The organism is Corynebacterium sp. AOP40-4SA-5, from assembly GCF_052377355.1.
Lineage (GTDB): Bacteria > Actinomycetota > Actinomycetes > Mycobacteriales > Mycobacteriaceae > Corynebacterium.
The window spans coordinates 165,397-176,469 of sequence record NZ_JBQSWS010000006.1; the positions used below are offsets into that span (position 1 = coordinate 165,397).

General features: G+C 70.2%; 12 protein-coding genes and 1 pseudogene. 12 read left to right on the forward strand and 1 reads right to left on the reverse strand.

Annotation, left to right across the window (positions count from 1 at the left end):
* Positions 1-73: 73 nt before the first annotated feature.
* The 12 genes from ACT3S3_RS05650 to ACT3S3_RS05705 all read left to right on the forward strand — a co-directional run bounded on the left by ACT3S3_RS05650 (position 74) and on the right by ACT3S3_RS05705 (position 10,894).
* Positions 74-1,066 (forward strand): thiamine-phosphate kinase, encoded by a 993-nt coding sequence (locus tag ACT3S3_RS05650; protein WP_301441858.1) that lies wholly within the window; start codon positions 74-76, stop codon positions 1,064-1,066.
* Complete coding sequence (locus ACT3S3_RS05655; protein WP_444626428.1) at positions 1,059-1,808, forward strand: uracil-DNA glycosylase; 750 nt, start codon at positions 1,059-1,061, stop codon at positions 1,806-1,808. The genes ACT3S3_RS05650 and ACT3S3_RS05655 overlap by 8 nt, the downstream gene beginning before the upstream one ends.
* Complete coding sequence (locus ACT3S3_RS05660; RefSeq protein ID WP_301441856.1) at positions 1,802-3,430, forward strand: DAK2 domain-containing protein; 1,629 nt, start codon at positions 1,802-1,804, stop codon at positions 3,428-3,430. The genes ACT3S3_RS05655 and ACT3S3_RS05660 overlap by 7 nt, the downstream gene beginning before the upstream one ends.
* Entirely contained in the window at positions 3,431-5,728 is a 2,298-nt protein-coding gene (locus tag ACT3S3_RS05665; RefSeq protein ID WP_301441855.1) for an ATP-dependent DNA helicase RecG, read from the forward strand.
* 105 nt (positions 5,729-5,833) lie between these two features.
* A complete protein-coding gene (locus ACT3S3_RS05670; protein WP_301441854.1) occupies positions 5,834-6,046 on the forward strand; it encodes a biotin/lipoyl-containing protein in 213 nt (70 codons plus the stop codon).
* Positions 6,047-6,052: 6 nt separating this feature from the next.
* The gene (locus tag ACT3S3_RS05675) at positions 6,053-6,625 is read left to right on the forward strand and encodes an RsmD family RNA methyltransferase (RefSeq protein WP_301441853.1); all 573 of its coding nucleotides are present in this window, start codon (positions 6,053-6,055) and stop codon (positions 6,623-6,625) included.
* A 53-nt stretch (positions 6,626-6,678) separates the two neighbouring features.
* Positions 6,679-7,167, forward strand: a complete 489-nt coding sequence (gene coaD, locus ACT3S3_RS05680) for a pantetheine-phosphate adenylyltransferase (RefSeq protein WP_301441852.1) — start codon at positions 6,679-6,681, stop codon at positions 7,165-7,167.
* A gap of 94 nt (positions 7,168-7,261) precedes the next feature.
* A complete protein-coding gene (locus ACT3S3_RS05685; protein WP_301441851.1) occupies positions 7,262-8,068 on the forward strand; it encodes an ATP synthase F0 subunit B in 807 nt (268 codons plus the stop codon).
* A gap of 37 nt (positions 8,069-8,105) precedes the next feature.
* Entirely contained in the window at positions 8,106-8,672 is a 567-nt protein-coding gene (locus ACT3S3_RS05690) for a YceD family protein (protein WP_441578851.1), read from the forward strand.
* Positions 8,672-9,403: a ribonuclease III gene (rnc, locus tag ACT3S3_RS05695; RefSeq protein ID WP_301441849.1), complete on the forward strand. Its 732-nt coding sequence runs from the start codon at positions 8,672-8,674 to the stop codon at positions 9,401-9,403. Before ACT3S3_RS05690 ends, rnc begins: the two co-directional genes overlap by 1 nt.
* Positions 9,404-9,417: 14 nt before the next feature.
* A complete protein-coding gene (mutM, locus tag ACT3S3_RS05700) occupies positions 9,418-10,251 on the forward strand; it encodes a bifunctional DNA-formamidopyrimidine glycosylase/DNA-(apurinic or apyrimidinic site) lyase (protein ID WP_301441848.1) in 834 nt (277 codons plus the stop codon).
* 271 nt (positions 10,252-10,522) lie between these two features.
* Positions 10,523-10,894, forward strand: a complete 372-nt coding sequence (locus ACT3S3_RS05705) for a VOC family protein (RefSeq protein ID WP_301441847.1) — start codon at positions 10,523-10,525, stop codon at positions 10,892-10,894.
* On the opposite strand, the pseudogene ACT3S3_RS05710 reads toward ACT3S3_RS05705, so the two are convergent.
* Positions 10,891-11,073 (reverse strand): annotated as a pseudogene (locus tag ACT3S3_RS05710) (hypothetical protein); the annotation flags it as partial. The gene ACT3S3_RS05705 and the pseudogene ACT3S3_RS05710 overlap by 4 nt on opposite strands.

Below are 11,073 nucleotides of genomic sequence, written 5' to 3' on the forward strand. Positions count from 1 at the left end.
ACCCGACCGCCGGGGCCGGTGAACCGTTCCGGCAGTCGTGTCACCCACGGTGTGTGATGATTCGAGGAGACCGATGACGGCAGACACCTCCGGCAAGCTCACCGTGGCGCAGGCCGGTGAGGCGGCGACGATCGCCGCCATCCGTGAGGCGGCGCCCAGCGAGATCAACGGTGACGACGCCGCCGTGCTGGACCCGGCCCCGCCGAACTCCCGGCACCTGGCGACCACGGACGTGCTGGTGCAGGGCGTGCACTTCCGTTTCGACTGGTCCACCCCCTTCGAGGTTGGTGCCAAGGCGGTGACGCAGAACTTCGCCGACATCCAGGCGATGGGCGGACGTCCGACGGCGGTGCTGATGTCGCTGGCCACCCCGCCGGACCTGGAGCTGGAGATGGTCTCGGAGATCGCCCGCGGTATCGGGGAGACCGCCGCACCCTGGGCGGTGGAACTTGTCGGTGGCGACGTGGTGTCCTCCACACAGCTGGTGGTCTCGGTCACGGCGGTCGGTGTGCTGGCCGGCCCGGACCCGGCGATGACGATCACGGGGGCGGAGCCCGGCCACGAGGTGATCGCCAGCGGGGTCATCGGGCATTCTGCGGCCGGTGAGGCGATCCTGCGGTACTTCGGTTCGCGTGAGGCGGTGCCGGACAACGCCGTGCTGCAGGACCTGGTGCGCCGTCACTGCGCCCCGGAGCTGGTCGTGGGCCGTGGTTCGGTGGCCAGGGCGGCGGGGGTGTCGTCGATGACGGACAACTCCGACGGGCTGCTGCGCGACCTGACGACCCTGGCGGAGCGTTCCGGCGTGCAGCTGGACCTGGACGGGGCGTCGTTGACGCCGGACGCGCAGCTCTACTACGCCGGTGAGGTTCTCGGCGTGGACCCGTGGCAGTGGGTGCTCACCGGTGGGGAGGACCACACGTTGGTGGGCACCACGGCGAAGGACGTGCCGGCGGGCTACCGCAGGCTGGGTGTGGTGCACGAGGTGTCCGGCGGGTCCGACCTGCCGCGGGTGACGGTCGACGGCCAGCCGCCGATCTACACGGGAGGCTGGGACTCCCTTGGCTGACACGGGTACAGGTACAGGCACAGGTACAGGCGAGCCGCAGGACGAGCTGGCGGGTCGCATCCTGGCGACGGTGCACCCGTCGTGGCGCAACGAGCTCGCCGCGTCCGGCCTGCGGGCCGGCGCGCTGGAGTCGATGGCGCAGTGGACCGCCGGGCGTATCGCCGAGGGCGAGGACGTCCAGCCGGCGCCGCAGAACATCTTCCGCGCGCTGGCGGGTCCGGCGACCGGCACACGGGTGCTGATCCTCGGCCAGGACCCGTACCCCACCCCGGGGCACGCGGTGGGCCTGTCGTTCTCCTCGACGGCGGACACCTCACCGGTGCCGAAGTCGCTGGTGAACATCTTCACCGAGTACGAGTCGGACCTGGGGCTGCCGCGGCCGCGTACGGCGGACCTGTCGCCGTGGACGAACGCCGGGGTGATGCTGCTCAACCGGGTGCTGACCATGCGCGCGGGGTCGGCGAACAGTCACCGCGGCCAGGGCTGGGAGGAGATCACCGCGGCGGTGGTGCGCAGTCTGGCGTCCCGTCCGCTCGTGGCGGTGCTGTGGGGTCGTCAGGCCCAGGACATGGCCGACGTCGTGGGGCGCGATCGCTGCATCCTGTCGCCGCACCCGTCGCCGCTGGCGGCCTACCGCGGGTTCTTCGGCTCGCGCCCGTTCACCCGCGCGAACGACCTGCTCGCCGAGCAGGGTGCGGACCCGGTGGACTGGGACCTGTCCGGTCAGGAGCAGGCATGCTGACCGGGGCACACGTCGCCAGCTGGGCGGAGCAGGCCGCCGCGGGCCTGGCGGAGCACAAGGACGAGATCAACGAACTCAACGTGTTCCCCATCCCGGACTCCGACACCGGGTCGAACATGACCGCCACGATGGGTTCGGCCGTCGACCGCATGCACCAGGACCATGGTCGGGCCGGGTCGCAGGCCGTCGCCGCGACGAGTGTGGCGGACGTCGCGGCCTCGCTGGCCGCCGGTGCGGTCACCGGTGCCCGCGGCAACTCCGGGCTGGTGCTGAGCCAGTTCCTGCGGGCGTTGGCGGACTCCGCCGCCGCCTCGGGCAAGGACGCCCTGTCGGCCGGTGCGATCCCCGGGATGCTGCACCGGGCGGAGAAGCTCGTGCGTCGGGCGGTGTCCGCCCCGGTGGAGGGCACGATCATCTCGGTGCTGCACGCCGCGGCGGAGGCGTCCTCGGCGATCGTCGCCGAGCGTGAGGGCACCGGGCAGGACGCCTCGGAGGTCAGTGCGGTGGACATCGCCTGCGCCGCGCGCGACGCCGCGGCCGAGGCCCTCACCGAGACCACCGCGCAGCTGCCCGCCCTGGCGTCTGCCGGGGTCGTCGACGCCGGTGGCAGGGGACTGGTGGTCATCCTCGACGCTCTCGTCGACGCGCTCACCGATGCTTTCGCCGACACCCCGGCCGACGCCGGCCGGACCACCGCGTCCCCGCAGGACGGCTCCCGGCCGGCCGACGAGGCCGACGAGAGTGGTGCGCAGTCGTCGCAGCGGACGCCGGAGGGCGCCGCCAGGGCCGAGATCGAGGTGATGTTCACCCTGCGCGCCGACGAGGAGCACCTCGACACCCTGCGCGGCGAGCTGAACACCCGGGGCAACAGTGTGGTCATCGTGCCCGGCGAGTCCGACGGCACCTGGCGGGTCCACGTGCACACCACCGCCGGTGGCCCGCTGATCGAACTCGCCTTCGCCACCGGGGAGGTCACCGACCTGTCCCTGGAGGCCCTGCCCCTCGTCGAACCCGCCGAGGAGGAGCGTCCGAGCGCACCGGTGCTGGCCCTGGTCCCGGAGGGCGGACTGCGCGGCATGTTCGCCACCGCGGGTGCGACGGCCGGCGACACCGCCACGGTGATCGCCGAGTTCGAACGACGTGGCACCGGCTGCATCGTGCTGACCAACGGGCAGGACACCGCCGAGCTTTTCGGCCGCCTGGCGTCCTCGGACTGGGAGGCCACCGTGGTGGACACCGAGTCCTTCGTCGGAGGGCTGGCGGCCATGGCCGTCTACAGTCCCACCGCGGACCTCGACGAGAACGCAGAGGAGATGGCGGACGCCGTGTCCGCCCAACGCTGGCGTCAGACCGACGGGGCTGACGGGGCTGACGGGTCCGACGTCGCCGACCTGGTGGCCACGATGGTCACCGGGCTGCTTGCCGACGGTGGCGAACTGGTCACCGTCCTGTACGACCTCGCAGGAGAGGACGGCGAGGTCGGGACGGGGGAGGACGGCGCAGGGGGCGCCGACCCCGTCGCGTCCGCCATCGAGTCCCTGCGCGCCGAGCACCCGGGTGTGGAACTGCACTCCTACCGCGTCCGCGGGTTGGGGACCGGCGTGCAGGTGGGGGTGGAGTGAATGCTCGGGTGGGATGATCCGCGGCCCTTGAGCCTGGTGGTCTCGCCCGAGCGCGCCCGCAAACTCGCGGGCAAACCCGGGCTGTCGACCCTGGGACAGGCGTTGATGAACTTCCCGGTCAGCTACGTGCACACCAGCGGCACCGGGGCCATGACAGATGGGACAGACGGGCCAGGCGCGAGCGCCGGGGAGGTGTGGACGGACGCCCTCGTCGAGGGCGAACTGCTGACCTGCCTCGGCGAGGTCACCTGGTCGCAGCTGCAGGACAACCGTGGCCGCAAGGGCCCGCGGGAGATCCTCGCCTTCCGTGTCCGGGTCAACGGGGAGGACTTCTCCTCGGCCCTGTTCGGTGCCGCGCGCAGCCACCAGCCGTTCATCACCGTGGGCGCCAAACTCATGCTGTCGGGCAAACTCAAGCTCTTCCGCGAGGAGTGGCAGCTGCGCAACCCCAGCTACATCACCCTGCACCCCGGGCCCGGCCCGGACGGGCGCCCCCTGGAGGGGGAGGCCTACGAGGCGGCGTTCGGCGCCTTCGGCCCGCTGGAGACCATCGTCGAGGTCGCCGGGGGCATGCGCGCGGCGCAGGAGATCCTCTCCGTGCCGTGGCTGCCCACGTATCCGCGGCGCACCGGGACCACCGGTGCCGAGGTCATGGCGGTGACCGCCCACGTCCTCGACGCGATGGGACGGCCCGCCGACATGCTGCCCGCGCCGTCCGACGCGACAGGCGCACCGCGCTGGCCGGCGGTGCAGGGCCGGGCGCTGGTGGACTTCGCCACCGCCCTGCACGACATCCACCGTCCCCCGGAGGAGACGTCCGGCCTGGGGTCGGAGGTACCCGCGCAGGACGCCCGCACCCGGCTGAAGTTCAACGAGGCTCTGGCGTTGCAGCTGGTCATGGCGTTGCGTCGGGCCGACACCACCGCCCGCCACGGGCGTGCCGTGGTGGCGATCGAGGACGAGTCGCGCTACTCCACGCTGGTGCGCGCTCTGCCCTACGAACTCACCGAGGCCCAGCAGGCGGCCCTGGACACCATCGGGCAGGCCATGGGCACCGAGTCGCCGATGAGCATGCTGCTGCAGGGCGACGTGGGCTCGGGCAAGACGATCGTCGCCCTGCTGTCGATGCTGCGCGTCGTGGACTCCGGCGCCCAGTGCGCCTTCCTGGCGCCCACCGAGGTCCTCGCCGCCCAGCACTACCGCACCCTGACGGGACTGTTGGCGGGCACGGGTGTGACCGTCTCGTTGCTGACCGGGTCGCAGCCGGTGTCGGAACGCCGTGACACCCTGCTCGACGTCATCTCCGGCACCACCGACATCGTGGTCGGCACCCACGCGGTGATCCAGGACGCCGTGGAGTTCTACGACCTGGGCATGGTCGTCGTCGACGAGCAGCACCGCTTCGGCGTGCGCCAGCGTGACAAGCTGCGCGAGGAGTCCCCGGTGGAGCGCACCCCGCACCTGCTGGTGATGACCGCCACACCGATCCCACGCACCGTGGCGATGACCATGTTCGGCGACCTGTCGATGTGCACCCTCGACACCTCCCCGGCAGGGCGTGGCGTGGTGCACACGCACGTGGTGCCGATGTGGAAACGCTCCTGGGTCGAGCGGCTGTTCGCCGTGATCCGTGAACAGGTCGCCGACGGGCACCGAGTGTTTGTGGTGGTGCCGAAGATCGAGGGGTTCGGCGGGGTCGACGACGTGGCCGACCGGTTGGAGGCCGGCCCGCTGCAGGGTCTGCGCATCGGCCGGCTGCACGGACGCATGACCGACAAGGCCGAGGTGATGGACGAGCTGGCCAGCGGCGCGGTCGACGTGCTGGTATCCACCACCGTCGTCGAGGTCGGTGTCGACATCCCCGACGCCACGGTGATGGTGATCATGGACGCCGAGAACTTCGGCGTCAGCCAGCTCCACCAGCTGCGCGGCCGGGTCGGGCGAGGCACGGCCGAATCCCTGTGCTTCCTGACGACCACGGTGAACCCGGAGGCGGAGGAGACCACCCCGGTCGCCGCGGCGTCCTACCGGCGGCTGGAGGCCGTCGCCGCAACCACCGACGGCTTCGCACTGGCAGAACTCGACCTGCGTACCCGCACCGAGGGCGACGTCCTGGGCGAGCACCAGTCCGGTGCCCGGGACCGGCGGGCCCGGCTGCTCGACCTCGCCGAGGACGGCGAGACCGTCGCCGAGGCACGCCGCTACGCCGAGGACCTCGTCGCCTACGACGAGCCCCTGGCGCGCACCCTGGCGGCAGACTTCACCGAAGGCGACCAGGAGTACATCGAGCGCAGCTGACCGGAGCTGGCTGGAGTCGGCTGGAGTTGGCTGGAGTCGGCTGGAGTTGGACGGCAGTGGAGTTGGGCGGCGGGTGCGAACCCCGGCACGATAGAATCAGCGACCATGGACATTCACGCCCCCTTTGCCGGGATCGTCAGATTCGCCGTCGAGGACGGCCAGACCGTCGCCACGGGAGACCGACTCGCCGTGGTCGAGGCCACCAAGCTCGAGAGTGCCGTGGACGCCCCGGGGCCCGGCGTGGTCCGCCGTGGGGCCGTGGAGGACTACGCGCGCGTCGACGGCGGGGACCTGATCCTCGTCCTCGGGGAGGCCTGATCCGCCGTGACACGCATCATCTCCGGCACCGCACGCGGCCGGAAGATCAAGGTTCCCGCCGACGTCACCCGTCCCACCGCCGACCGGGCGCGTGAGGGACTGTTCTCCTCGCTGCAGGTCCGCTTCGGCTTCGAGGGCGAGGTCGTGCTCGACCTGTTCGCCGGTTCCGGTGCCCTGGGCCTGGAGGCCGGTTCGCGCGGCGCCGCCGAGGTCACCCTGGTCGACGACAACCACCAGGCCTGCGAGACGATCCGTGCCAACGCCGCGACCGTCGGACACCCGAACGTGCACGTGGTGGAGGCCAAGGCGTCCAGCTTCCTGGGCACCGCGCCGCACAACCGTTTCACCATGGTGCTCGCCGACCCGCCCTACGACCTCTCCGACGAGGCCGTCGACGAGATGGTCGCAGCCCTGGTGCCCACGCTGATGCGCGACGCCGTCGTCGTGATCGAGCGGCACGTGGCCTCGGCGGAGGTGAGCTGGCCGGAAGGTTTCGAGAAGACCAACCAGAAGCTCAAGAAGCGCACCTACGGCATCGCGCGCATGGACATGGCCATTTGGCGCGGCGACGGGGAGTAAGCGCAGCAGGGGACAGCCGGTAGGGGAGAACACGGAGCGGTAGGATCGGCGGCATGCGAGTCTGCTGCCCCGGGTCCTTCGACCCCGTCACCAACGGTCACCTCGACATCTTCACGCGCGCCGCGCGCAACTTCGACGAGGTGACCGTGCTGGTGACCTACAACCCGAACAAGTCCGGCCTGTTCACCGCCGAGGAGCGCGTGACGTTGATCCGTGAGGCACTGGACGCCAGTGGTTCCCCGGAGGCGTCGCGGATCACCGTGGACACCTGGGACCGGCTGCTGGTGGACTATCTCACCGACAACAAGATCCCGGCGATGGTCAAGGGGCTGCGCAGTTCCCTGGACTACGAGTACGAGCTGCCGATGGCACAGATGAACCAGCGGCTGTCCGGGGCGGAGACCTTCTTCCTGCTGACCAACCCTCAGTTCGGCTACGTGTCCTCGACGATCTGCAAGGAGGTCGCCAAGTACGGCGGGGACGTCAATGGCCTGCTGCCGGAGAACGTCGCCGCCGCGGTGACCGCCCGTTACGGGGCCTGACACGCCCGCCTGACACCCGGCCGACACCCGAGGGGGTGTGGCGTCTGCGTGTCACACCCGTACCGTCCGCCCCATTTCTGGCATGCTGGAACGCATGTACAAGACTTTCCAGGGCCTCGATGACCTCCAGAACATGGTTGACCAGGCGTACGGCGTTCCGATGACCTCCAACTGCATGGTCCCGCGCCGCGAGGTCCAGGACCTTCTCGACGAGGTGCGCACCGCCATCCCCGTGGAGATGGACGACGCGCAGGACGTCCTCGACCACCGCGACGGCATCATCGCCAACGCCGAGGACGAGGCGGACACCCTGGTGCGCGACGCCGAGGCGCAGCGCGACCGGATCCTCGAGGAGGCACGCCGCCAGGCCGAGGACATGGTCACCGACGCCGAGGAGCGCGCCCACTCCACCGTGGCCCGCGCCGAGTCCGAGGCCGACCGCCTGGTCTCCGACGCCCGTGCCGAGTACGAGCAGACCACCACCCGCGCCGAGGCGGAGGCCGAGCGTCTGGTCACCGCCGGCAACGAGTCCTACGACCGCTCGGTCAACGAGGGCATCGCCGAGCAGCAGCGCCTGGTCGGAGAGTCCGAGGTCGTGCGCGTCGCCGAGGACGAGTCCCGCCGCATCGTGGAGTCCGCCCACTCCGACTCCGACCGTCTGCGCCGCGAGTGCGACCACTACGTGGACTCCACCCTGGCCCAGTTCGAGGAGTCGCTCACCGGGACGCTGCGCACCGTCTCGCGCGACCGCTCGGCGCTGCGCAAGGGTGCCGGGGTGTCCGGCACACGCCACGGGGACGCGGCGGGACGTGAGCCGGCCCGTCGGGAGCCGCGCGGCGAGTACCGCGACGACTACCGGGAGGCTCCGCGCGAGGAGTACCGGGACGGCTATCGCGACTGATTCGCACTACCCCCCGTCGCGAGGGTAGAAACATGGTGTGAGTAACGATCCTTTCCTCCTCGATGTCCGTGAGCCGCTCCAGTCCGTCGGCGTGCCCCACCATGTGACCACCACCGGTACGGCGACCGTCCGGCTGGGCGGGGAGATGCTCGGCATCGCCGAGGGCGCGCAGGTCGAGGTCGTCGCCGACATCACGAACCTGGGGGAGTCCCTGCTGGTCGACGCCACCGCGTACGCTCACGCCACCGGCCAGTGCTCCCGCTGCCTCGGCCCCATCGAACGCGAGATCTCCCTGCACGTCAGCGACGTCTTCGGTATGACCCCGGACTTCATCTCCGGGGAGGACGCCGAGGAAGGCGACGAGCCGAACCTGGTCGAGAAGGACCGGGCGGACGTCACCCAGCTGCTCCTCGACGAGGCCGGCCTGAACCTCCCGTTCAACCCGGTCTGCGCCGACTACGGGCTGACCTGCTCGGACGCCACCCCGGAGCCGGACGGCGTGTCCGGCGAGGAAGAGGTCGTGGACCCGCGCTGGGCGGCGCTGGCCGAGAAGTTCGGCGACGTGAGTGACGACGATGACGAGAAGCCGGGGGAGGACGCCTGATGGCACGCAAGCGTCGTCTCACCGGTGAGGCCGCCTTGGAGGCGGCCTTCACGAAGACCGACCACGGCCCGCTGAAGGAGGCGTGGGGGGTCGACCTGCCGGACGACATGCTGTGTCTGGCGTTGTCGCACCGCTCCTTCGCCAACGAGAACGGCAACCTCCCCAACAACGAGCGCCTGGAGTTCCTCGGCGACGCGGTGCTGGGTCTCAGCGTCGCCGAGCAGCTCTACGTGCAGTTCCCGGAGCGCTCGGAGGCCGACATCTCCAAGATGCGTGCCGGTGTGGTCAACATGTACGCCCTGGCGGACGTGGCGCGCGAACTCGGCATGGGCGACAACATCCTGCTGGGCCGCGGTGAGATGCTCACCGGCGGCAACGACAAGCACTCCATCCTCGCCGACTCAGTGGAGGCGATGCTCGGGGCGATCTACCTGGTCCACGGTTTCGCCACCGCCCGCGAGGCCGTGCTGCGCATCTTCGCCGAGCGCATCACCACGGCGCCGTCCACCGGTCTGACCATGGACTGGAAGACCGTGCTGCTGGAGAAGCTCAGCGACCTGCGCATCGGCGGCGACCCCGTGTACGCCTCCGAGGCGTCCGGCCCCGCCCACGACCAGACCTTCAACGCCACCGTCACCATCGGTGACCAGGTACGTGGGCGGGGTATCGGCCACACGAAGAAGGAGGCCGAGCACCACGCCGCCCGCGAGGCCTACAAGGCCCTGAGCTGACCTGAGCCGCCATCATGCCTGAGCTTCCCGAGGTCGAGGTCGTGCGCGCCGGCCTGGCCGAGCACATCCTCGACGCGACGTTCCTGCACACCGAGGTGCTGCACCCGCGTGCGGTGCGCGGACAGGACGGGGGAGCGTCCGCCCTGGTCGCCGGATTGGACGCGGCGGTCGTGTCGCAGGTCTGCCGCCGCGGCAAGTACCTCTGGCTGGAGCTGGGGAGTCGTGGCAACCTGTTGGTGCACCTGGGCATGTCCGGGCAGATGCTGCTCGGGGAACCGGGGCAGGTCGTCTCCCCGCACGTGCGGATCCGCTCGCGCCTGGCGACGGTCGACGGAGGAGCGTTGGAGCTGACCTTCGTCGACCAGCGCACGTTCGGACGCTGGGAACTCGCCGACGGTGACCCCGTCCCACACATTGCGGTGGACCCGCTCGACGCGTCCTTCGACGAGGTGGACACCGCCCGGGCGATCCGTCGGAAACGCTCGGAGATTAAGCGGGTGCTGCTGGACCAGACGGTGGTCTCCGGAATCGGGAACATCTACGCCGACGAGGCATTGTGGGACGCCGGCGTGCACCCGCGTAAGCGCGCCAGCGCGATGCGGCAGCAGGACGTCCTGCGCGTCCTGCAGTGCGCCCGTGAGGTCATGGAGCGCGCCCTGGCGGCCGGCGGGACGACCTTCGACGACCTGTACGTGAACGTCAACGGGGCGTCCGGGTACTTCTCGCGGTCGTTGAACGCCTACGGGCGGACGGGGGAGCCGTGCCACCGGTGCGGGACGCCGATGGTGCGCGAGCAGTGGATGAACCGGTCCTCGCACTTCTGTCCGGTGTGTCAGCGACGATCATAGGCGAGAGCGGACTTGTGGTCTTGCCTTCCTGCCGCCGCCCGTGCGGTGACGCTCATGACTCTGATCGGTATGGCGTGCTGGCCGCACACCATGCCGCAGCTCGCGCATTTCCTCCTGCCCGACGCTACTGACGAGCACAGGCACGAAGTCATGCGGGCGCGTGTCGTCGAGTTCGCGCGGCATGGACTCGGCATGAGTTGACCGAGTCCGGTTATCGGGCAGGGCTGGCGACCCGTGGTGCATCACAGCGGCCCTCGATAGCATCGGATGCATGATCACTTCAGTAGCCTCGGCCGTGCTCTACGTTAGCGATCAGGACTCCGCTCTGGAGTTCTACCGGGACGTTCTCGGTTTCGATGTCGTCATGGATGCAGATATGGGCGAAGGGTCGCGTTGGTTGGAGGTCAAACCTTCCGACGCCCAAACGTCCCTCGTCCTCGCCTCGGCTGAGTCGTTCGGAAAACAGCCCGGTGAAGGCGCATTCCTGACGTTCGCCGCCGACGATGTTGCGGCCACCGTTGAAGAAATGCGTGCTCGGGGTGCGACGACCTCCGACGTTACTCGCGAGCCCTGGGGTACCTACGCAACGGTCGACGCTCCCGATGGCCACAAGCTCCAGTTCAACGAGCGCCCCCAGAACTAACTGTTCTTCCAGGTCTCCACGAGGCCGACGATCCAGCGGACGAATGTGAAAAGCCCGTAGCAGGCCCCGAAAAGTCCCACGGCGACCACGAGCCAGCGCCCGTTCCCGAACCACACGCTCCCGTCCACGTTCAGCGCCCGTTGCGCGCCCGTGATGAGGTCACCGCTGCGGAGTTGGCC